18 protein-coding genes and 1 pseudogene are annotated in these 22,399 nt (G+C 70.5%); 9 read left to right on the forward strand and 10 right to left on the reverse strand.

What is annotated here, in order from left to right:
* The first annotated feature begins 132 nt into the window (after positions 1-132).
* Together AC07EJ_RS19000 and AC07EJ_RS19005 are read left to right on the forward strand one after the other, a co-directional pair.
* Entirely contained in the window at positions 133-765 is a 633-nt protein-coding gene (locus tag AC07EJ_RS19000) for a DUF4956 domain-containing protein (protein WP_389483150.1), read from the forward strand.
* Positions 762-1,583 carry a VTC domain-containing protein gene (locus AC07EJ_RS19005; RefSeq protein ID WP_389483153.1) on the forward strand — a complete coding sequence of 274 codons (822 nt, stop codon included), beginning with the start codon at positions 762-764 and terminating at the stop codon, positions 1,581-1,583. The genes AC07EJ_RS19000 and AC07EJ_RS19005 overlap by 4 nt, the downstream gene beginning before the upstream one ends.
* Here AC07EJ_RS19005 and AC07EJ_RS19010 read toward each other — a convergent pair.
* A complete protein-coding gene (locus AC07EJ_RS19010) occupies positions 1,507-2,919 on the reverse strand; it encodes a sensor histidine kinase (protein WP_389483155.1) in 1,413 nt (470 codons plus the stop codon). The two genes, AC07EJ_RS19005 and AC07EJ_RS19010, sit on opposite strands and share 77 nt — an antisense overlap.
* On the reverse strand, positions 2,919-3,632 hold the full coding sequence (locus AC07EJ_RS19015; RefSeq protein ID WP_389483157.1) for a response regulator transcription factor: 714 nt from the start codon (positions 3,630-3,632) through the stop codon (positions 2,919-2,921). Before AC07EJ_RS19015 ends, AC07EJ_RS19010 begins: the two co-directional genes overlap by 1 nt.
* A gap of 158 nt (positions 3,633-3,790) precedes the next feature.
* Here AC07EJ_RS19015 and AC07EJ_RS19020 point away from each other — a divergent pair, with 158 nt between their 5' ends.
* Positions 3,791-4,300, forward strand: a complete 510-nt coding sequence (locus AC07EJ_RS19020) for a hypothetical protein (RefSeq protein ID WP_389483159.1) — start codon at positions 3,791-3,793, stop codon at positions 4,298-4,300.
* 22 nt (positions 4,301-4,322) lie between these two features.
* On the opposite strand, the gene AC07EJ_RS19025 is transcribed toward AC07EJ_RS19020, so the two are convergent.
* From AC07EJ_RS19025 to AC07EJ_RS19050, 6 genes are all read right to left on the reverse strand, one after another.
* A complete protein-coding gene (locus AC07EJ_RS19025; RefSeq protein WP_389483161.1) occupies positions 4,323-6,158 on the reverse strand; it encodes a gamma-glutamyltransferase family protein in 1,836 nt (611 codons plus the stop codon).
* Positions 6,159-6,177: 19 nt separating this feature from the next.
* Positions 6,178-7,233 (reverse strand): ABC transporter ATP-binding protein, encoded by a 1,056-nt coding sequence (locus tag AC07EJ_RS19030; RefSeq protein ID WP_389483163.1) that lies wholly within the window; start codon positions 7,231-7,233, stop codon positions 6,178-6,180.
* Positions 7,230-8,255 carry an ABC transporter ATP-binding protein gene (locus tag AC07EJ_RS19035; protein ID WP_393586312.1) on the reverse strand — a complete coding sequence of 342 codons (1,026 nt, stop codon included), beginning with the start codon at positions 8,253-8,255 and terminating at the stop codon, positions 7,230-7,232. The genes AC07EJ_RS19030 and AC07EJ_RS19035 overlap by 4 nt, the downstream gene beginning before the upstream one ends.
* Complete coding sequence (locus AC07EJ_RS19040) at positions 8,252-9,073, reverse strand: ABC transporter permease (protein WP_389483217.1); 822 nt, start codon at positions 9,071-9,073, stop codon at positions 8,252-8,254. Before AC07EJ_RS19040 ends, AC07EJ_RS19035 begins: the two co-directional genes overlap by 4 nt.
* A 50-nt stretch (positions 9,074-9,123) precedes the next feature.
* Positions 9,124-10,077, reverse strand: a complete 954-nt coding sequence (locus AC07EJ_RS19045; RefSeq protein ID WP_389483220.1) for an ABC transporter permease — start codon at positions 10,075-10,077, stop codon at positions 9,124-9,126.
* A gap of 80 nt (positions 10,078-10,157) precedes the next feature.
* A complete protein-coding gene (locus tag AC07EJ_RS19050; RefSeq protein ID WP_393586313.1) occupies positions 10,158-11,729 on the reverse strand; it encodes an ABC transporter substrate-binding protein in 1,572 nt (523 codons plus the stop codon).
* Between the two features lie 326 nt (positions 11,730-12,055).
* On the opposite strand from AC07EJ_RS19050, the gene AC07EJ_RS19055 reads away from it, so the two are divergent.
* From AC07EJ_RS19055 to AC07EJ_RS19065, 3 genes and pseudogenes are all read left to right on the forward strand, one after another.
* Positions 12,056-12,916 carry an AraC family transcriptional regulator gene (locus AC07EJ_RS19055; protein WP_478884575.1) on the forward strand — a complete coding sequence of 287 codons (861 nt, stop codon included), beginning with the start codon at positions 12,056-12,058 and terminating at the stop codon, positions 12,914-12,916.
* Between the two features lie 517 nt (positions 12,917-13,433).
* A pseudogene (locus AC07EJ_RS19060) lies at positions 13,434-14,700 on the forward strand (RNA-guided endonuclease InsQ/TnpB family protein).
* Between the two features lie 262 nt (positions 14,701-14,962).
* On the forward strand, positions 14,963-15,622 hold the full coding sequence (locus AC07EJ_RS19065) for a hypothetical protein (RefSeq protein ID WP_389483177.1): 660 nt from the start codon (positions 14,963-14,965) through the stop codon (positions 15,620-15,622).
* Here the strand turns inward: AC07EJ_RS19065 and AC07EJ_RS19070 are convergent.
* Both AC07EJ_RS19070 and AC07EJ_RS19075 read right to left on the reverse strand, forming a co-directional pair.
* On the reverse strand, positions 15,619-17,139 hold the full coding sequence (locus AC07EJ_RS19070; protein ID WP_478884576.1) for an NCS1 family nucleobase:cation symporter-1: 1,521 nt from the start codon (positions 17,137-17,139) through the stop codon (positions 15,619-15,621). The genes AC07EJ_RS19065 and AC07EJ_RS19070 overlap by 4 nt on opposite strands.
* Before the next feature lie 108 nt (positions 17,140-17,247).
* Positions 17,248-18,267 (reverse strand): TIGR03842 family LLM class F420-dependent oxidoreductase, encoded by a 1,020-nt coding sequence (locus AC07EJ_RS19075; RefSeq protein WP_478884577.1) that lies wholly within the window; start codon positions 18,265-18,267, stop codon positions 17,248-17,250.
* A gap of 353 nt (positions 18,268-18,620) precedes the next feature.
* Here AC07EJ_RS19075 and rfbB point away from each other — a divergent pair, with 353 nt between their 5' ends.
* The 3 genes from rfbB to AC07EJ_RS19090 all read left to right on the forward strand — a co-directional run bounded on the left by rfbB (position 18,621) and on the right by AC07EJ_RS19090 (position 22,249).
* Positions 18,621-19,589, forward strand: a complete 969-nt coding sequence (gene rfbB / locus AC07EJ_RS19080; protein ID WP_389483185.1) for a dTDP-glucose 4,6-dehydratase — start codon at positions 18,621-18,623, stop codon at positions 19,587-19,589.
* A gap of 118 nt (positions 19,590-19,707) precedes the next feature.
* Entirely contained in the window at positions 19,708-20,733 is a 1,026-nt protein-coding gene (locus AC07EJ_RS19085; RefSeq protein WP_389483188.1) for a zinc-binding dehydrogenase, read from the forward strand.
* 82 nt (positions 20,734-20,815) lie between these two features.
* Positions 20,816-22,249: an MFS transporter gene (locus tag AC07EJ_RS19090; RefSeq protein WP_389483190.1), complete on the forward strand. Its 1,434-nt coding sequence runs from the start codon at positions 20,816-20,818 to the stop codon at positions 22,247-22,249.
* The last annotated feature ends 150 nt before the right edge of the window (positions 22,250-22,399 follow it).

The following is a 22,399-nucleotide window of genomic DNA, read 5'->3' on the forward strand; positions in this document are numbered from 1 at the left end:
GGCCGGTCCGGGCGGCGGCACACTGCCGCCCGCGCCGGCCACCCATGTGAGCCACCGGCCGCAGCCAGGCGGAACGGCGAGGTTAACCGTGCAGTGGGGCGGTCTTAACCGTTCCGTTCCTACGGTCCTGGCATGCAGAACATCCAGAGCCTCCTACCGCTCGTCGTTCACCTCGCGCTCGATCTCGCCTCCGTGACCCTGCTGACGTTCGGGGTCTTCTATCCCAGGCACCGCAGACGCGAGCTGATCCCCGCCTATCTCGCCCTGAACGTCGCCCTGTTCGCGGTGGTGGCCGCGCTCGCCCGCGGCGGGACGGGCGGCGGACTCGCGGTCGGGTTCGGGCTCTTCGGAGTGCTCTCGATCATCCGGCTGCGCTCGGACACCGTCCAGCACCAGGAAGTCGCCTACTACTTCACGACCCTGGTGCTCGGCCTGATCTGCGGCCTCCCGGGCCTCGCCCTCGGCACCGCCGCCGCGCTGTGCGGCGTCCTGCTCCTCGTGATCTACGCCTCCGACCACCCTCGCCTCTACGCACGTGACCGCCGGACGATCGTCACCCTGGACGTCGTGCACCGCGAGCCGGCCGGGCTGCGGGCCGATCTGGCGGCGCGGCTCGGGGAGCCACTCGGCTGGACGGTCCAGGAGATCGACTACGTACGGGACTTGATGGTCGTGGAGGTGCGTTACCGCCGGCCGGAGGACGTCAGCCGGCCGACGCGTCCCGTACGCGCGTCCTCGCGGTCGCTGGTCAAGGGGGGCGTATGAACCCCGCCGTGCGCGCGATCAGCCGGGCGGCGCTCGCCGCGCACCCGATCGCGCTCCAGGAGGTCATCGCGCGGGCCGAGTTGCTCGCCCGCTTCGACAACAGCTATCTCGTGCCGTTCGACGTCTTCGAGGACTTCGCGGCACTGCTCACCGACCCGCGCCGCGCCGGCGGCGCCTTTCGCGCCCTGTCCATCAACGGCAAGCGCTCCTTCGCCTACCACTCGGTGTACTTCGACACCCCTGAGCTGCGCACGTTCCACGATCACCGGATGGGGCGACGGCTGCGGTTCCGGGTGCGGGAACGGCTGTACCGGGACACGGGGGAACGGCAGTTCGAGATCAAGCTGAAAGGGAGGCGCGGTGAGACCGTCAAGCACCGGCGCCGGCTGACGGCGGGGCAGCAGGCTCTGGACGCCCCACAGCTGGACTTCCTCGCGGGCGTGCTGCGCGACGCCTACGGGATCGAACCACCGCAGCAGCTCACGCCGTCCCTGGAGACGGACTACCACCGGACCACGTTCGTCGCCGACGGACAGCGGGTGACGTGCGACGCGGGGCTGGTGGTGTGCGAGGCGGCGGGTGGGCGGTCGGTGCGGGCGGACAGCGGCCTGGTGCTCGTGGAGACCAAGACACGGGGGCGGCTGACCGAGGCCGACCGGGTGCTGCACCGTTTCGGGGTGCGGGCCTCGGACTTCACCAAGTACGCGGCCGGGTTCTCCGCCCTGCGTCCGGAACTGGGGATCAACCGCTGGGTGCGGACGGTACGGGAAGTGTTTCCCTCGGGTGTTCGGCAGCCCGCGGTGCCTGCGGGAACGTGAGGGACACCACCGTGCCCCCGGCCGGCCGGCGGCCCGCCTCGAAGCGGCCGCCGGCCTCCAGCGCCGTACGGCGCGCGATGTCCAGGCCGAGCCCGGTGGAGCCGGCCCCGCTGGCGCCGCGTTCCGCGACGTACTCGGCGGGTATCCCCGGGCCGTGATCGGTCACGGTGAGACGTACCCCGTCGGTGCTGTCGACTCTGTTGTTGCAGTTGTTGCTGTCAGTGCACTTGTTGCCGTCGTTGCTGTCGATCGTGGACCGGGTGACCGACACCTGGAACGGGACGCCGTGCGGGGTGTGGTCGAGGACGTTGCCGATCAACGCATCCAGCACGGCGGCCAGTTCGTCCTCCGGAGGCGCGACCAGGAGCGCGACGGCGGGGGCGTCGACCTCCACCTCCCGGTCCTGATCCTCGGCCAGCGGAAGCCAGAACGCCGTGCGCTCGCGGGCGACCGCCGACAGATCCGTCGCGGCCCGCACGTCGGCCAGGGGGCGGCGGGCCTTGCGGATCACGTCGTCCACACCCCGCTCCAGTGCGGCGACCCCGGCCGCGATCCGCTCCGCCTCCGCCGGGTCGCGCACGCCCTCGGCGTCCAGGCGCAGGGCCGCCAAGGGGGTGCGGAGGCGATGCGCGAGGTCGGCGGCGTTCTCGCGCTCGGTGACGAGGAGGTCGCCGATGCGGCCCGCCAGGTGATTCAACTCGGCGGCCACCAGGCGTAGTTCAGGTGGCCCTTCGGGCCTGGCGCGGGCAGTCAGATCGCCGGTTGCCAGTTGCTCGGCCACCCCGGCGAGCCTGCGGGTCGCGCCCACGAGGCGGGTGCCGAGCCGGTCGGCGATCAGCAGGGCGACCAGGAGCAGCCCGACACCGATGCCGCCGAAGGCCAGCCAGGAGGCGAGCATGCCGTCGTACAGCTGCTTCCGGCTGAGCGACACCCGTACGACGGCGGTGCCGCCCTCGGTGCCCTGCACGGGAAGGAGGACGGTGCGGCCCCCGGTGGGCGGGGCGTAGGTGAAGGCGCGGCCGGTGCGGGCGAGGCGCACGGTGTCGTCGATGCCGCCGTCTTCGGGCCCCAGGACGGACCCGTCGCCCAGGATGACCGAAGCCACGGGCTGCGAGGGGCTGTTGACGCCCTCCACCAGCGACGCGGCGGTGTCCCGGCCGGACGGCGACCCCAGCGCGGCCCCCACTCCGGACGCCAGCGACTGGGCCCGCGTGGTGGCCTCGGTGGTGGCCTGGTCGGCGGCGTGACTGCGCGCGAGCAGCGCCAGCGGCACGAGCAGGGCGACCAGGACCAGGGCGGTGGTGGCGGCGGTCAGCAGCAGGAGACGGCGGCGCATCAGACGGCCTCCGAACCGCCAGGGCCCGCCGAGGCCTCCGGAGCCGCCAGCTTCACCCCCACCGTGCGAACGGTGTGCAGGTAGCGCGGAGCCTGCGCGGTCTCGCCCAATTTCCTTCTCAGCCACGACAGATGGACATCGACCGTCTTGTCGGCCCCGCCGAGCGGTTGCTGCCACACCTCGGCGAGCAGCTCACGGCGCGACACCACCTGCCCTGCCTTGCGGGCCAGGTGGGCGAGCAGATCGAACTCGCGCGGGGTCAGGTCCAGGGCCCGGCCGTCGAGGGCGACCTCCCGGGCCGCGGGGGCGACGGTGAGGCCGCCGACCCGCAGCGGTTCCTCGGCCTCGGCTACGCCCGCACGGCGCAGCACCGCTCTGATCCGCGCGTCCAGCTGGGCCGCGCCGAACGGCTTCACGATGTAGTCGTCCGCACCCGATTCCAGGAGTGCCACCATGCCGGGCTCGTCGTCGCGGGCGGTCGCCACGATCACCGGCACGTCGCTGACGGCGCGCAGCATGCGAAGTACCTGGGCGCCGTCCACGTCCGGCAGGCCGAGGTCGAGCACCATCAGATCCGGGCGGTCGGTCACCGCGGCGTCGAGGCCCGCCATCCCGCCTGCCGCGGTCGCCACCGCGTGCCCCTTGTCGCGTAGGGCTCGTACCAGGGCGGCGCGCAGTCGGTGATCGTCTTCCACGACCAGGAGATGGGGCATGTGCCCACCGTAATAAGGGCGCTGGGACCCGGCGCGGGGAGGGGGTGGGCCTTGTACGGGCCTTAACCGGGCGTTAGGAAACGGTGCGAGAGGCTGTCCGTAATGACAGTGCCGAGGGCGATGGTGACGACAGTGCCGAGGGCGATGGTGGAGTCCCGATGAAATGGCGCAGTGCCGCGGTCACCGCGGTGTGGGCCGCCGGGGCGACGGCCGTCGGCGGGCTCGGCGCGTGGTCGCTCGCCGGAATCGACGGGACCGATCACCCGGGACGACCGCTGGACGACGCGGCAGTGCACCGCGCCCTGAGCCACGCGTCGGCCAACTCCCCCATGCCCTCCGGCCCTTCGTCGTCCACCTCCTCCGGGCAGCCGTCCTCCCGCCGCGACACCGTGCGGTTCCCCGGCGGGACGGCCACGGTGGAATGCCGCCCGGGGGGCCTCGTCTACCTGGTGTCGTGGAGCCCTGACGACGGCTACCACGTGGACGAGTTCGCACGCGGGCCTGCGGCCGTGGCATCCATCGAGCTGGAACGCTCCGACGACGATGCCGACGAACCCGATAATGACGCCGACACCGACGAGCCGGACGACCCGGACGACGCGGCATACGAATTCCGCTGCGCACACGGCGAGCCCGAGGCCGGCCCGGCCCTCGACGACGACCAGTAGTTCCGCCGGCAGAGGTTCCGGCTCAGCGGCCGACGGCGTACCCCTGCATCCCGCGCGGGTTCGCCGCGGCCGACAGGACGCCGGTCTGCGGGTCGCGGGCCACGGCGCACAAGCGGCCCTCCGACCAGGGGTCGCCGACCGTCACGTCGTGGCCGCGGCGGCGCAGCTCCTCGATGACGTCCTCGCCGACGCGGGACTCGACGGTGACGCTGCCGGGCCGCATGCCGCGCGGGAAGAAGGAGCCGGGGAAGGAGTCGTTGTGCCAGTTCGGGGCGTCGACGGCGCCCTGGAGGTCGAGCCCGCCGCGCACGGCCGCGCGCAGGGCGACGGCGAGGAAGAAGTGGACCTGCCACTGGTCCTGCTGGTCGCCTCCGGGCGTGCCGAACGCGAGGACCGGCACACCGTCCTTCAGGGCGAGCGACGGCGTCAGCGTCGTACGGGGACGGCGTCCCGGCGCCAGTGAGTTCGGCAGGCCCTCGTCGAGCCAGGCCATCTGGAGGCGGGTACCGAGCGGGAAGCCGAGCTCGGGCACGACGGGGTTCGACTGGAGCCAGCCGCCGGAGGGCGTCGCGGCGACCATGTTGCCCCAGCGGTCGACGATGTCGAGGTGGCAGGTGTCGCCGCGGGTCGCGCCGTCCGCCGCGACCTCCTGCTCGCCGCTCTTGGCGACGGTGGGCTCACCGGCTCCGGCGCCCGCGATCCCCATGGCGTCGAACCCGTCCTCCCCGGCCGCGACGGCGTGCGCGTGCGCGGAGATGCGGGGCTCGGTGCCGAGCGGGCTGCCCGGCCGCAGCTCGTGGGACGCCTTGTCACCGATGAGGGCGCGGCGCGCGGCGTTGTACTCGTCGGACAGGAGCTCGGCGACGGGCACGTCCTCGGGACCGGCGTCCCCGTACCAGGCCTCTCGGTCGGCCATGGCGAGCTTGCAGCCCTCGATGAGCAGGTGGACGTACTCGGCGGAGCCGTAGGCGGGCAGTTCGTCGGGGAGCAGGGCGAGCTGCTGGAGGAAGGCGGGGCCCTGGCTCCAGCCGCCGGCCTTGCACAGGGTCCAGCCGTTCCAGTCGTACGTGGCCGGCGCCTCGTAGGTCGCGGACCAGCCGGCCAGGTCGGCGGCGGTGAGCGTGCCGGTGTGGCGGGTGCCGCTGGTGTCCATGGTGGGCCGGGCGGCCTGCCGGACGAGGGCCTCGGCGATGAAGCCCTCGCGCCAGATCGCGCGGGCGGCCTCGATCTGCGCGACGCGATCGTCGCCCGCGCTCTCCTCGGCCTCCTCGATGACGCGCCGCCACGTCGCGGCGAGCTGCGGATTGCGGAAGAGCTCGCCCGGCTTCGGGGACGCGCCGTCCTTGAGGTAGACCTCCGCCGAGGAGGGCCACTCGTCCTCGAAGAGGGCGCGCACGGTCTCGACGGTCTCGCCGACGCGCTCCACGGGCGCGTGCCCGTCCTCGGCGTACCCGATGGCGTAACTCAGCACCTCGGCCAGGGACTTGGTGCCGTGGTCCTTGAGGAGGAGCATCCAGGCGTCGAAGGCGCCGGGCACGGCGGCGGCCAGGGGACCGGTGCCGGGGACGAGGTCCAGTCCGAGGGAGCGGTAGTGGGCGACGGTGGCCCCGGCGGGCGCGACACCCTGCCCGCACAGGACGCTGACCTCCCCTCCGGCGGGGGCGAGGATGATCGGGACCTCACCGGCGGGGCCGTTCAGGTGCGGTTCGACGACATGCAGGACGAAACCCGCGGCGACGGCGGCGTCGTAGGCGTTTCCGCCGCTCTCCAGGACGGCCATGGCCGACTGGGAGGCGAGCCAGTGGGTGGACGAGACCATGCCGAAGGTGCCTTGCAGGGTCGGCCGGGTGGTGAACAAGAGGGGTGCTCCTCGGGCGTCAGGCGGATGCGGGGCGGCTGTGAGGGATCGTACGAACCGGCTCGTCGGCGCCGACGGGTCGGGGTGCCGCGGCGTCGGGGGCGGTGCCGTCGTCGGCGACGAGGTGGCAGGACACCTCGCGGCCGCCGGCCGGGCCTTCGAGGGTGCGCAGTGCCGGGATCTCGGTGCGGCAGCGGTCGACGGCGAGCGGGCAGCGCGTGTGGAAGCGGCAGCCGGGCGGCGGCGCGAGCGGGCTGGGCAGTTCACCGCTGAGGACGATGCGTTCGCGGGTGCGCTGGGTGACCGGGTCGGGGACGGGCGCCGCGGACAGGAGGGCCTGTGTGTAGGGGTGCTTGGGGTCGGCGAACAGCTCGGCGGTGGGTGCCTGTTCGACGATCTGGCCCAGGTACATGACCGCGATCCGGTCGGCGAGGTACTCGACGGCGGCGAGGTCGTGGGTGATGAACAGGCAGCCGAAGCCGCGGTCGCGCTGGAGGTCGGCGAGCAGGTTGAGGACGGAGGCCTGGACGGACACGTCGAGGGCGGAGGTCGGCTCGTCGGCGACGAGGAGCGCGGGGTCGACGGAGAGGGCGCGGGCGATGGAGATGCGCTGGCGCTGGCCGCCGGACAGCTCGTGCGGGTGCCGGTCGGCGTGCTCGGGGCGCAGGCCGACCTGGGCGAGGAGTTCCGCCACGCGCGCGCGGGCCGCCTCGCCCTTCGCGATGCCGTGCAGCCGCAGCGGTTCGGCGACGATCTGCCCGACGGTCATGCGCGGGTCGAGCGACGACGAGGGGTCCTGGAAGACGAGGTGGAAGTCCTTGCGCAGGGGGCGCAGGGCGCGCCGGGACATGGTCGTCACGTCGGTGCCGTTGATGTGTACGGTGCCGCCGGTGGGGTCGTCGAGGCGTACGGCGCAGCGGCCGACGGTGGACTTGCCGCTGCCGGACTCGCCGACGAGGCCGACGACTTCGCCGCGGCCGACGGTCAGGGTGACGCCGTCGGCGGCACGTACGGTGCCGCCGGATGCGGTGAAGTGCCGCTCCAGGGCGTCGAGTTGCAGAACCGGGGTGCTCACTGTGCGGCCTCCTGGAGGGTGTGCGGGTGCCAGCAGGCGGCTCTGTGCGGGGCGTCGGTTCCGGCGTCGCCGGTGACGGCCTCGAAGCCGGGCCTCGCCGTCGTGCAGCGCTCGTCGGCGCGGGCACAGCGCGGGGCGAAGGTGCAGGCGTCGGGCTGGAAGTCGAGGCTCGGCACGAGGCCGGGGATCTCGGGCAGGCGCCGCTTGCCGCCACCGTCCGCGGCGGCCGAGGCACCGGGCCGCAGGACGGCGGAGAGAAGTCCGCGGGTGTACGGGTGGCTGGGCGCCGCGAACAGCTCGTCCACGGGGGCCTGCTCGACGGGCCGGCCCGCGTACATGACGAGGACGCGGTCGGCGATGTCGGCGACGACGCCGAGGTCGTGCGTGATGAGGACGATCGCCGTGCCGAGGCGCTCGCGCAGCGACTGGAGGACCTCCAGGATGCCCGCCTGCACGGTGACGTCGAGAGCGGTCGTCGGCTCGTCGGCGATGAGGACGGCCGGGTCGCAGGCGACCGCGATGGCGATCATCACGCGCTGGCGCATACCGCCGGACAGCTGGTGCGGGTACTCGTCGACGCGCTGGGCCGGGGCGGGGATGCCGACGAGGTCGAGGAGTTCGACGGCACGCGCGCGTGCCTCCTTCTTGCTCAGCCCCTGGTGCCGGCGCAGCACCTCGCCGATCTGCCGGCCGATGGTGAGCACCGGGTTCAGGGAGGTCATCGGCTCCTGGAAGATCATCGCGATGTCCTTGCCGCGGATCTTCCCGTACGCCTTGTCGTCGCCGCCCGCGAGTTCGCGTGTCCCCAGCCTGATCGACCCGGTGATGTGCGCGGTCGGCGGGAGCAGGCCCATGACGGCCATGGAGGTGACGGACTTGCCGCAGCCCGACTCGCCCACCACGGCGAGGACTTCACCGGCCGCCAGGTCGTACGAGACGTGGTCGACGGCGTGGACGGTGCGGGTGTCCGAACGGAAGGACACCGAGAGGTCGCGGACACTCAGCACGGGGTCGGGGCTCATCGGGTCGCTCCACGGGGGTCGAGTACGTCGCGCAGGCCGTCGCCGAGCAGGTTGAACGCCAGGGTCGCGGCGACGACGGCGAGGCCGGGGAAGACCGCCATCCAGGGCGCGGGCGCGAGGAAGGACTGGGCGGAGGACAGCATCACGCCGAGGGACGGCTCGGGGGGCTGGACGCCGAGGCCGAGGAAGCTGAGCAGGGCCTCGCCGATGATCGCGGCGGGGATGCCGACGGTGGCCTGGACGACGAGCGCCGAGCTCGCGTTGGGGAGGATGTGGCGGAACAGGACGGTGGAGTCCCCTCCTCCGTTGGCGACGGCGGCGACGACGTAGTCGACGTGCTTGAGCCGCAGGGTCTCGGCGCGGGTGATGCGGATGACGGCCGGGATCTGCGAGATGCCGATCGCGATGGTCGCGTTGGTGAGGGACGGGCCGAGCACCGCGGCGAGCCCGACGGCGAGGACCAGGAAGGGGAACGCGAGCATCGTGTCGGTGACGCGCGAGACGACGCTGTCGGCGAGCTTGCCGTAGTAGCCGGCGAGCAGCCCGAGCGGTACGCCGATGATGAAGGCGAAAACGACGGCGAGCACGCCCACCTGCATCGAGGCGCGGGCCCCGTAGACGACGCGGGACAGCTGGTCGCGGCCGAGGTCGTCGGTGCCGAGCCAGTGGCTCCAGCCGGGCGCCGCGAGAACGTTGTCGAAGTTCGGCTGCGCGGGGTCGTAGGGCGCGACGAGCGGCGCGAACAGCGCGGCGAGCACGAAGACCGCGGCGATGACGGCGCCCGTCATGGCGAGCTTGTTCCTGCGCAGAGCGCGCAGCTTGCCGCTCTTGGCCGCGCGGACCCGTATTCCTGTGAGGGCGAGCGTGGTCACCGGGCACCTCCGAGCCGGATGCGCGGGTCGATGACCGAGTACGCCACGTCGACCAGCAGGTTGATGAAGATGTACGCGGCCGACGTGCACAGCACGACGCCTTGCAGGGTCGCGTAGTCACGCGTGAAGACGGCGTCGATGGTGAGCTTGCCGAATCCGGGGAGCACGAAGATCTGCTCGGTGACGACCGCGCCGGAGATCAGGTGGCCGAGCTGCAGACCGAGCACGGTGACGACCGTGACCAGGGAGTTCCGCAGGGCGTGGCCGCCGACGACCTCGCGTCGGGACAGGCCCTTGGCGCGGGCGGTGCGGACGTAGTCGGCGGACAGCGAGTCGAGCATCGCGGCGCGCGTCTGGCGCATGACGACGGCGGCGAGCCCGGAGCCGAGGACGATCGCGGGCAGCACCATGCGGCGCAGGTTGTCGAGCGGGTCGGTACCGAAGGGGACGAAGCCGGAGGCCGCGAAGACCGGGACGACGATCGCGAAGGCGAGCACGAGCACGATGCCGAGCCAGAACGTGGGGACCGAGAGGCCGAGCAGGGCGAGGCCGTTGGCGATCCACTCGGCAGGCCTGCCCCGGCGGACGGCCGCGACGATGCCCGCGCCGATGCCGAGGACGATCGCAAGCAGCAGGGAGAGCGCGGCGAGTTCGAGGGTGACGGGCAGTGCCTGCCCGATGGCGTCGGCGACCGGGAGGCCGGTGCGCGAGGACGTGCCCAGGTCGCCCTGCAGGGCGTGGCCGATGAAGCGCCCGTACTGGATCACGATGTTGTCGTCGAGTCCGTACTCGGCACGGATCGCGGCGAGCGCGGCGGGGCTGCGCTCCTCGCCCGCGAGCGCGAGGGCCGGGTCGCCGGGCAGGGCGCGGATCCCCGCGAAGACGACGATCGAGACGAGGATGAGCGTGATGACCGACTGCCGGAAGCGGGTCAGGACGTACTTGGCCATGGGGTGCCCGGCGAGCAGCCCCTGCCCCTTCGGTGAGGCCTTTTTCAACGTGGCCTGCTTTTCGGTGAGTTGAGCGGTCGTCACTTGGCGTACCCCGCATCCTTCACGCGGATCAGTCCGTCGCCGTAGACGCGTACGCCTGCGACGTCCTGCCCTGCGACGACGTAGTTCTTCTGGCGGTAGAGGTAGATGAGCGCGTGGGCGTCGTTGGCGCGGCGCGTCAGCTCGCCGTAGATCTTGGCGCGCTCGGCGGGGTCGGCCTCGGTGCGGCCGCGCGCGATGAGGGCGTCGATCTTGTCGTCCGAGAGGCCGTACGCGTTCATCGCGCCCTTCGTCTGCAGGAAACTGGCAATGTTGCCGTCCGGGTCGAGGCGTCCGGACCAGCCGCTGTTGAACGCCTGGTAGTGCCCGTCGTCGGTCTCCTCGAGCATGGTGGCGTACTCGGTGGGGCGCAGGGTGACGGTGAACCCGGCGTCCTTGGCCATGGCCTGGATGACCTGGCCGATGCGGCTCCACTCGGGCGTCGTGGAGGTCTTCAGCTCGACGTGCACGGGGGTCTTGACGCCCGCCTCCTTCAACAGCCGCTTGGCCTTGGCCACATCGCGCTTGGGGCACTGCGAGGCCTTGACGCCGGGCGCGAGCGCGGACTCCGGGGAGATCGGGCCGCATGCGGGCTCGTACATACCCTGGAAGACGACCTTGTTGATGAGTTCGCGGTCGATGGAGAGCTCGAAGGCCTCGCGGACACGGACGTCGTTCGCCAGCGGGCTGTCGACGTGGCCGGGCGCCTGGCCGAGGCCCTTGACGTTGCCGACGTTGATGCCGATTCCCTGGTAGCCGAGCGACGGCGAGTTGAAGAGCTGGAGCTTGTTGTCGGTGAGGGCGCTCTTCACATCCACGGGCACCATCTGGTCGCCGACCTGGATGTCTCCGGAGCGCAGGTTGGCGAGGCGGACGCTGCCGTCGGGGATCGGCTTGTAGATCACCTTGTCGAGGTGGACGTCGCGGGCGTCGTAGTAGTTCGGGTCCTTGGCGAGCACGATGCGGTCGCCGCCGACGCGCTCGACGAACTTGAACGGGCCGACGCAGGAGGGATGGTTGGTGAAGTTCTTGCCGTACTTCTTGAGCGCGGCCGGGGACATCACCATGCCGGACCGGTCGGCGAGCACGGCGGTGAGCGGGACGTAGGCCTGCTTGAGGGTGAGCTTCACGGAGTAGGCGCCGGTGGCCTCGGCATCCTCGAGCGGGGCGAGTTCGGTGGCGCGGGCCGATCCCGGCAGGTCGCGGTGGCGCAGCAGCGAGGTGACGACGGCGGCCGCGTCGAGGGAGGTGCCGTCGCTGAACTTCAGGCCCTTGCGGACGGAGAAGGTGACGGTGCGGCCGTCCGGCGAGGTCTTCGGCAGCGCGGTGGCGAGCTGCGGGACGACCTTGCCCGCCTCGTCGACGTCGAAGAGCTTCTCGCACATCCCGGCGAAGACCGTGCGGCCGACGAGGGTCTGGGCGAGCGAGGGGTCGAGTTTGTCCGGGTCCGCGTTGAGGGCGACGGTGAGCGTGCCGCCGTCCCGTACGGGCCGGTCGTCGGTCATGCGCTCCCCGCCGACCTCGGTGGCCGAGGACTGGAGGGAGCCGCAGCCCGCCGTTGTGGACAACACCAGGGCAACTGCCGTGCAGGCAACCGCTGTTCGGCGCACGAGGAGATACCTCCGCCAGGGGACGAGTGTGCGGGACATCCTGTGGGTGATCCGCATGTGATCAAGGAATACCGCAGAACGTATTTCGCATACAGTCCACAGGCAAGAGGGTTGTCCGCATGGCGGAACACATTTGATGAAGATTGAATAACCGGCCCCGACAAAGCAGGTCACAAGTCCCCCAACCACCTGGAACGGGCACGTCCGACCGCAACGGGCACAGGATGTCGGGTCCGCGACCATGGGTCCTCCCTAGCGTGAGCGATGTCAACAGGAAGGAGCCCGGGGTGCTTGACCGGCTCAACGAGGCCATGGACCACATCGAGCGCCACCTCGACCAGCGGATCGACATCGCCGATCTGGCCCGGATCGCGGCGACGTCGGAGTACCACTTCCGGCGGATGTTCTCCGCGCTCGCGGGACTGCCGCTCTCCGAGTACATCCGGCGCAGGCGGCTGACCGTCGCGGGCGCCGAGGTGCTCTCCGGGGAGCCGACGCTCCTGGAGATCGCGGTGCGCTACGGCTACGGCTCGGGCGAGGCGTTCGCGCGGGCCTTCCGGGGCCTGCACGGCGTGGGCCCCGGCGAGGCCAGGCGGACCGGCGCGGCCCTGCGGTCCCAGCCCCGGATGTCCTTCCGGCTCATCATCGAAGGGAGCAGCACCATGCGATACCGAGTGACGGAGAAGCCCGAGTTCCATGTGGTCGGTAGGAAGGCGCGGGTCCCCCTCGTCCACGAGGGCATGAATCCGGCGATCGCCGACTTCATCCGGGGCATCGACAAGGAGACGGTGCAACGGATCCACGCTCTGTCCGACCAGGAGCCCGAGGGGATCGTCTCAGTGAGCGACGACCTCGACCCGAGCCGCGCGGAGGGCACCGAACTCGACTACTACCACGCGGTGGTGGCCTCCGCCGCCGGCCCCGACGACCTGAACACGCTCACCGTCCCGGCGGGCGCGTGGGCCGTCTTCGACAGCTCGGGCCCGTTCCCGCAGACGCTCCAGCACCTGTGGCGGGACGTGTTCACGCTGTGGTTCCCGTCCAACCCCTACCGAAGCCGGCCGGGCCCCGAAATCCTCAGCACACGTCTGTCGCCCGACGCGACACAGGCGGAAGCGCAGCTGTGGATCCCGGTCGAGCGGGAGTGACGCGAGCCGCCCCGCCCGTCACTGTGTACGTGCGGTGACGAGGCCCGATCCGATCCCGGGCCCCGCCTGGGCGGCCCGGCACGACCGTGGGCCCGGCGTGTGCCACGCTGCTCGACGCCGCGTACACGGGCGCGGGCCTCCTCGACGACGTCGACATCGCCTTGGTCGGGGAGGCAGTCGCCGCCTGGGACGGCTCACTTCCCCCGCTCGCCTGGGACGAGTTGCCCGACCGCGACCGGCGGCCCGGGGCGCGCCTCGCGGTGCTGGCCGCCATCGCCCCGTACCGCATCACGGACGAGGACGTGGCGGCCTGGCTGAAGCCGCCCTTCACCGATCACCGGACTCCTCCGAGGGTGCCCCGGACTTCAGGCCGGGGAGGAATCGGACTCCTGCGGAGCTGGGCAGAAGAAGCCGATCCGCCGGCAGGACGGATCGGCGTCCACCCGTCGTGGTGGTTAGGCAGCCCTCATTGGATCAGAACTCTCAACTGTCAGTCCTCCCGGATAGGTTGCTGTTCATGACGACCGCGGCGCAGGAAACGGCAGGTGTCGGGCATGCCCGCTACACCTTCCGCCTTCGTGTGTCGTCCACTGCGACTGGCGCTCTCGAAGCGGAATGGGCGCGGTGCCGGTGGCTGTGGAATGAGTGCTGTGCCCGTTCGAAGAGGGCGCACGCCGAGAACGAGAAGTGCGGTCCGGCCCGGCTGGACAAGATGCTGACCGAGGCGCGTGCCCGTATGGGCTGGCTGCGCGAAGGCTCCAGTGTTCCTCAGCAGCAGGTGATACGCGATTTTGCGAAGTCGCGGGCGAAGGCGCTGAAGGACATCAAGGCCGCTTTGCCGATGCGGCAGCGGGCCGGAATGCCCAAGTACAAGAAGAAGCACCAGGACGACCTGTCTTTGAACTACACCCAGCGGGGTTTTCGGCTCAAGGACGGCCGCCTGCACCTGGCAGGCGGCATCGCCGTGACGGTCGTGTGGTCGCGTGCCCTACCCAAGCCACCCTCCAGCGTCCGCGTCTACCGCGACAGCGTCGGGGCTTGGTACGCGTCTTTCGTCGTCCCGAACATGACCGAGACGCTGCCGGGAACCGGCCGGGTGATCGGGATCGACTGGGGTGTGAAGGAGACCGCGACCACCACCAGCAACGACCATGACCTTGCCCACCCGCAGCACGGGAAGAACGCTGCCCAGCGCTTGGCGCACTATCAGCGGATGATGTCCCGGCGTAAGCCGACGCGTGGACACGCCGGATCGAAGGGCTACCGCGAGGCGAAGCGGCAGACGGCGAAGCTGCACAAGAAGGTGGCCCGGCAGCGTCAGGACACCGCCCGAATGGGGTCTCCCCCTGCTCGAACGAAGTTGAGAGCTTGGGGAAGGGCCAAGAAGGTCGTCCGCGACCATGACGCCCTGGCCGTGGAGGACTTCCGGCCGAAGGTCCTCGCGAAGTCCACCATGGCAAAGAAGGCCGCTGACGCGGCGATCGGCGCGACCAAGGCAGCCCTGGTCGAGATGGGCCGTAAGCACGGCCGCCGGGTGCACCTGGTACACCCGGCGCACACCACGATGGACTGCGCAGACTGCGGAGCGAGAACCAAGCACGCACTACCTCTGTCAGAACGAACGTATACGTGCACCACGTGCGGAGTGTCCCGACCCCGGGACAAGAACTCAGCCCGTGTGATGCTCGTCCGGGCTGGTCTCTGTCCCGGCTAGCGCTGAACGTGTAAGACCTGTAACCCCGCCGGAGATCAGGCGACGTGAGCTAGGAATCCCCCTGTTTTAGCTGGGGGAGGTTTCAATGCCTGGTCCATCTGATCGCGTACGGCGCCTTCGCCGCGATCGACCGGATCGAGTCCGCCCTGCCCCTGCCCGCCTTCATGGAGAGGCCCTGACCGCACACCCGGAGGCCTCTTTGGGGTGAAGGTCCGGCGGTGCGGCCGTGCTGAACTGCCCGTGTGACGCATGAGGGGGCAGGGGGCGGTGTTGTCCCGGGGTAACTCGTGTGACACTGGCGTCCCCTCCCCCTCGCACAAGGGGCGTACGCCGTGCGTTCTCTCCCTTTCCCTCTCGCGCTGACCGTGCGCGTCCTGCCGGTCGCGGTGCTCGCGTGCGCCGGCTGGGCCTGGACCTCGGGCTCGATGGCGGATTCGTCCGGGCAGCCCGCCGCTGCCCCGCAGCCCTCGGCGAAGCGTGCCGCGCAGTCGGCGGCGTCCGCGACCGGCCGCGCCTACGACAAGCCGCCCGAGCCGTGCTCCGCCGTCACGGCGAACACGGTCGCGGACCTGGTCCCGAAGGCCGACCCGGCGGGCAAGGAACTCGCCGCCGCCGACCGTTCGTTGCGCCGCGGCTGCTCGTGGAGCGCGCTCAAGGACTACGACTACCGCTGGCTCGACGTCTCCTTCGAGATCAAGGAGTCGGCCGCCGCGGCCAACACCTCCTTCGCCGCGCGTGGCAAGGGCGAGAGCGCGCCCGGCCTCGGTGACGAGGCCAGGGTCGCCGTCGCCCTCACCACGCACGACAAGCAGAACACCCGGGAGGCTGTGGTGACGGTCAGGGCCGGCAACGCCCTGGTGACCGTCACCTACAACGGCAGCAACTTCGAGTCCCACGGCGCGCCCGGGACGGACGGCATCTACAAGGGCGCCCTCAAGGCGGCCGGGGACGCGGTGGCGAAGCTGACCGGCAAAACGGGCCCGACCAGTTAGATCCGGACCCCGCGCGCCTTGGTCAGGACGACGTACAGGATCAGCGAGGATCCGAGCCCGACCGCCCAGCCGTAGTCCGCGAGCGGCTTGAGGAACGGGATCAGGCCGTCCACCGGGAACGGGCCCGCCTTCACGCCCTTGGCGTCGACCGTCGAGTACGAGCCGCCCACCGCGAGAATCCCGCCCACGGCGAAGGCGGTCACCGCGTTCCAGTTCCAGCCGCCCGAGTACCAGTAGCGGCCGTTCGGCAGGTACAGGTCGGCGAGGTGGAGCACGGTGCGGCGGATGATCCAGTAGTCGGCGATGAGGATGCCGGCCACGGTGCCGAGCAGTCCGCCGACGACGCCGAGCCAGGTGAAGATGTACAGCTCGGGCGTCGAGGTCAGCTTCCACGGCATGACGAGGACGCCGATGACACCGGTGATGAGCGCGCCGGTGCGGAAGTTGATGAGCTTGGGCGCGAGGTTCGCGAGGTCGTACGCGGGTGACACGACGTTCGCCGCGATGTTCACGGAGATGGTCGCGACGAAGACCGTGATGAGCGCGAACAGCAGCCCGAAGACGTTGTCGGTCTTGCCGGCCAGCGCGACCGGGTCCCAGATCGCGGCGCCGTAGACCTTCTCGGACCCGGACGTCACCAGGACGGACATCAGGGCGAACAGCGTCATGGTCGTGGGCAGGCCGAGGGTCTGGCCCCATACCTGGGCGCTCTGCCCTTTGCCGAAGCGCGTGAAGTCCGGGATGTTGAGGCTGAGCGTGCTCCAGAAGCCGATCATGCCCATCAGGCCTGGGAAGAAGATCTTCCAGAAGTCGGCGCCCCAGCCGACCTTGGACGGCTCGTCGAGGAGCGGGCCGAAGCCGCCGGCCTTGTTCGCGATCCACACGAGCAGGACGACCGCGCCGACGAGGACGAACGGCGCCGCCCAGTTCTCGAAGCGGCGCAGGGTGTCCATGCCCCGGTAGATGATGGCGAGTTCGAGGACCCAGAAGAGGACGAAACAGAGCCACAGGGTCCAGGGGTAGCCGCCGACCTGCGAGACGTCGGCCCAGCCGCCGAAGACCTTCCCGAGCAGGACGAACACGCCCTGCCCGCCGATCCAGGTCTGGATCCCGAACCAGCAGCAGGCCACCGCGGCCCGGATCAGCGCGGGCAGATTGGCGCCGCGCAGGCCGAACGAGGCGCGGGCGAGGACGGGGAAGGGTATGCCGTACTTGGGTCCCGCGTGCCCGGTGAGCAGCATCGGCAGGAGCACGATGACATTGGCGAGGGCGATGGTGAGGACGGCCTGCTTCCAGTCCATGCCGAGCGCGACGAGGCCCGAGGCGAGGGTCCAGGACGGGATGCAGTGGGCCATGCCGATCCACAGGGCCACGAAGTTGTAGGTGGTCCAGCGGCGTTCGGCGAGGGGGACGGGGCGCAGGTCGTCGTTGGCGTAGCGGCTGTCGGAGGGGTAGGCGTCGGCGCTGAGGTCGATGCCGCCGCCCGCGGGCAGCGTGGGTGGCGCGGTGTCGGTCATGAGCAGGCCATTCGTTCGGGAGCCGGGGGCTCAGTCAGCGGGGAGGTGCGAACGGGCCGTGCGGGTGCGGGCGGTGGGGACCCTGGCTGAGGGGTACGGAAAGGGCGGTCAGGCGTTGACCACGGGGATGATCCGCTCCCCGTACGCGTCGATCACCTCCTCCTTCGCGTCGTGCATGGCGTAGAGGGCGAACTGGTCGACGCCGAGGTCCCGCAGGGCGCGCAGCTTCTCGACGTGGTCCTGGGCCGTGCCGATGAGGCAGAACCGGTCGACGATCTCGTCCGGTACGAACGCCGTGTCGGGGTTCCCGGTCCTGCCGTGGTGGGCGTAGTCGTAGCCCTGTCGGGCCTTGATGTAGTCGGTGAGTTCGTCGGGGACCATCGACGAGTGCTCGCCGTACTTGGTGACGAGGTCGGCGACGTGGTTGCCGACCATGCCGCCGAACCAGCGGCACTCCTCGCGCGCGTGGGCGAGGGCCTCGGGCGAGTCGTCGGCGGTGACGTACGCGGGCGCCGCCACACAGATCTTCACCTCGGACGGGTCGCGGCCCGCGCCGGCGGCCGCGTCCCGCACGGCCTTGATCATGTACTGGGTGAGATACGGGTCGGCGAGCTGGAGGATGAACCCGTCGGCCTCCTCACCCGCCATCTTCAGGGCCTTCGGCCCGTACGCGGCCATCCAGACCGGCAGTTGGGCGCCGTCCCGCACCCACGGGAAGCGGATCGCCGTGCCGCCGAGGTCGGCCTCGTCGCCGCGGCCGAGTGCCCTGATGACCTTCATGGCCTCACTGATGCGGGCGAGGGTGTTGGGCTTGCGTCCGGCGACGCGCATCGCGGAGTCGCCGCGGCCGATGCCGCAGATGGTGCGGTTGCCGTACATGTCGTTGAGGGTGGCGAAGGTGGAGGCGGTGACCTCCCAGGTGCGGGTGCCCGGGTTGGTGACCATCGGGCCGACGGTCAGGTGCGACGTCTCGGCCAGGATCCGGCTGTAGATGACGAAGGGTTCCTGCCACAACACGGCCGAGTCGAAGGTCCACCCGTAGGTGAAGCCCTCGCGTTCGGCGCGCTGCATGAGGGAGACGACGCCGGAGGCCGGGGGGTCGGTCTGGAGGACGAGTCCGAAGTCCATGTGATCCGCCAATTTTTCTAGTTCAGGTACTGGCAGGTGGAGCGCGGGATGTACACGCCGTGCCCGGCGCGCCTCGTGAACTCCCGCTCGGAGATGGTGAGTTCAGATGGCGAGTTCACCCCCCGGAGTGCCTCCGAGGCGATCCGAGGGGGCCCAATCCTGGACGTTCTCCGCGGGCTTGGCAAGAGCGACTCTACGCGCGCCCACCACTGTTTCCTGGAGAAGCGGAGGGCCCTGACGATCGGTGTCACGGAGACGCGCATCGAAGGGGCGGACCTTGCCTGCGGGCGTGCACGCGGCCGGGCCCCTCCGGCTCAAGTCAGCTTCGAGTCCCGCCCCCTACTGTCACCCACATGCGGATCTTTGTTACCGGCGGTGCGGGATTCATCGGGTCACAGTACGTAAGGGCACTGCTGTCCGGCGAGCTTCCGGGGGCGGACCTCGATGACGCCCGGGTGACCGTCATCGACACGCTCGGCCACGGCAGCGATCTGCGAAACCTGGCGCCGGTGGCGGAGAATCCTCGTTTCCGGTTCGTCCGCGGCGACATCTGCGACGCGGAACTGGTCGACGAGGCCGTGCGCGGGCACGACGTCATCGTTCACTTCGCCGCCGAGTCGCATGTCGACCGGTCCATCGAAGACGCCCGTGCATTCGTGACGACGAACGTGCTCGGCACGCAGGTCCTGCTGGACGCGGCCCGGCGGCACGGAGTCGGGCGTTTCCTGCACGTGTCGACGGACGAGGTCTACGGTTCCATTTCGGCCGGGTCATGGACCGAGTCGCAGCCGCTGGCGCCGAATTCACCCTATGCGGCGTCCAAGGCGAGTTCCGATCTGCTGGTGCTGTCCGCGCACCGGACCCACGGCCTTGACGTCGTGATCACTCGTTGCTCGAACAATTACGGCCCCTATCAAAACCCGGAGAAGGTCATTCCGCGGTTCGTGACGAACCTTCTGCAGGGACGGCGGGTTCCGCTGTACGGGGAAGGCGACAACGTGCGTGAATGGCTGCATGTCGCGGACCATTGCCTGGCCATTCAACTGGTTCTGCGCGGTGGCAGGCCCGGCCATGTCTACAACGTGGGCGGCGGCACGGAGTTGACCAACAAGGAACTGACCTCGCTCCTGCTGGAAAGCTGCGGAACGGGATGGGACATGGTCGAACGGGTCGCCGACCGGCTCGGCCACGACCAGCGGTACTCGCTGGACATGACCAAGATCCGAAATGAGCTGGGTTTCACCCCGCGGCAATCATTCGACACGGGCCTCAAGGCCACCGTCGAGTGGTACAGGGAAAACACTTCCTGGTGGAACCAGTAGAAAGCCCGCCGGCGTTCGAGCGCCGCTCAGACGATTTTCCAGTGCTGCGATGTAGACACTGAATCGCTCGGACCTCGGTCATATCGAGATGAACCACATGAACCAAAGGGGATAACCAATGACTGCCCAGACTCTCCCGGCCACCGGCAAGGAAGTACGGCTGGCGCGCTATGTCGTGGACCAGCCCGCGAAGGACGACTTCGAGATCGTGGAGGTGGATGTCACCCGGCCCACCTCCGGCAACGTGCTGGTGCGCAACCTGTACCTCCAGGTGACCGCCGTCATGCGGGACCTGATGACCGAGGACCCCGGGCTGCCCATGATGCCGGCCTACAAGGTCGGCGAGCGGCCGTGGGGCGGCGCGGTCGGTGTCGTCGTGGCCTCGGAAAGCCCCGACCTCGCCGTGGGCGACACCGTCCAGCACATGGACGGCTGGACCGAGTTCTCCACCGGCCCCGCCGCTCAGTACTTCAAGGTCGACCCCTCGTGGTACCCCGGCCCGGAATACTTCCTGAACCAGGGCATCACGGCGTACCACGGCATGGCCGACGTCGCCGAAGTCGGCGAGGACGACGTCGTGTTCGTGTCGAACGCGGCCGGCGGTGTCGGCTCGCTCGCCGGCCAGATCGCCAAGGCCCGCGGCGCCAAGCGCGTCATCGGCTCGGCCGGCAGCGCCGAGAAGGTGGAGTACCTCACCAAGGAACTCGGCTACGACGCCGCGTTCAACTACAAGGACGGGCCCGTCGTCGACCAGCTCCGGGAACTCGCCCCGGACGGGATCAACGTGTTCTTCGACCTGGTCGGCGGGGAGCAGTTCGAGGCCGCCGTGCAGGCGTCGGCGCAGGGAGCCCGGCTCGTGCTGGGCGGGACCGTGTCCGCGCAGACCGGCAACGCCGAGGGCGCGTTCCCGAAGCTGGACATCATGGCCGGGATCATCCGGCAGATCGTCATCAAGCCCTTCTCGACGTACCACACGCCGGAGCAGATCCAGGCGTGGAACCAGCACTTCGCCCAGTGGCTGCAGGAAGGAAAGATCGTCCTGCCCTACACCGTGGTGGAAGGCGGCGTCGACGCCGCGCCCGAGGCGCTCACCGCACTGCTCCGCGGCGCCTACAAGGGCAACGTGCTCGTCAAGATCTCGTGATGGCCGACGCAGGACGGGTGCGGCCCGCGCGCCGGGACCCGGGTGCGGCGCACTCATTCGTCCGAACGAGGAGTCCCCTCCGATGATCGATCAGGTTGCACTGGACGCCCCGGCCCAGCCGCGCCGGGCCGGATTCGTCCTCGCGGTGTGCTGCCTCGCGCAGCTGACCGTGATCCTCGACGCGTCGATCGTGAACGTCGCCATCCCGTCCATCCAGAGCGCGCTGCACTTCACACCGGGCAGCCTGACCTGGGTGTACGACGGGTACCTGATTCCGTTCGCCGGCTTCCTGCTGCTGGCCGGGCGGATGGTGGACCTGTTCGGCGGGCGACGGCTGCTGCTCATCGGCCTCGCCGTGTTCACGGCGTTCAGCCTCGTCGGCGGCATCGCGACGCACTCGGCGACGCTGGTACTCGGTCGCGCCGGGCAGGGCTTCGGCGGCGCGATCATGGCGTCCGCCTCGCTGGCCGTGCTGACCTCCACGTTCACCGAGCCGATGGAGCGGGCCAAGGCGCTCGCCCTGTGGGGCGCGGCGTCGGGCAGCGGCGGGGCGATCGGCGTACTCAGCGGCGGAGCGATCGTCGAGTGGATGTCGTGGCGCTGGGTCTTCCTCATCAACGTGCCGCTGTGCCTGTTGATCGTGGGAATGGCGGTCTCGTCGGTCGCCGCCACCCCCCGTGGTGACACCCGCAAGGGGGCGAAGCTCGATGTGCTGGGCTCCGTGTCGGTCACTCTCGGGATCGCCGCGCTCGTCTACGGGCTCGCCGAGGGACAGCGTTACGGGTGGGGGTCGACGCGCATCGTCGGGTCACTGACGATCGGCGTGGTGCTCCTCGCGGTGTTCGTGCTCGACCAGGCCAAGCTGGCCAAACAGCCGTTGATGGAGCTGAGCCTGTTCCGCAACCGCTCGGTGTGGGCGGCCAACGTCACGATGCTGGCGTTCGGGGCGGCATTGCCCACGACGTTCTACTTCCTGACGTTGCTGTACCAGTCGGTGCTCCATTACAGCGCCATGCGTACGGGGCTGGTGTTCCTGCCCCTGACGGTCTTCGCGTTCATCGGTGCCGCCGCCTCCTCGGTGGTCGGACCGCGGACCGGTCCCCGGCCGATGATGCTGATCGGTCTCCTGCCGATGATCGGCGGACTGGTGTGGCAGTCGGCGGCGAGCGAGCACGCCACCTACGTCGCCGACCTCATGGGCCCGAGCCTGCTGTTCGGCCTGGGCCTCGGCATCGTGGTGACCTCGGTGGCGGGCGCGGCGACAGCGGGTGTGCCGGAGGACAAGCAGGGCCTGGCGTCCGGGGTGCTGAACACCTCGCAGTCGCTGGGCGGTGCGGCCGGCCTCGCGGTCATGGTCGCGCTGGCTCAGGTCCGTACTGCCGACATCGCCGGTGACGGTCCTCCCGACGCCCACGCGTTCGCGTCCGGCTACGGGGTCGCGTTCCTGGCGACCGGTGTACTGCTCGCCCTCAGCCTCGCGGCCGCGGCCGCGGTGCCGCGCGGGGCGCAGCAGTAGGCCCCACGGCAGACAGGCACGCGCCACGCGCCCGCCCGGTTCCCACCGGGTGGGCTCGTGGCGCGTGCCTGTGCCGCGCGGCGCGCCGGTACCGGCTGCTCACGGTGCCGGCTGCCGGACCCACCCGGCCTCGATCGTCCCTATAGCCGC

This window comes from Streptomyces sp. NPDC045026 (assembly GCF_056432625.1).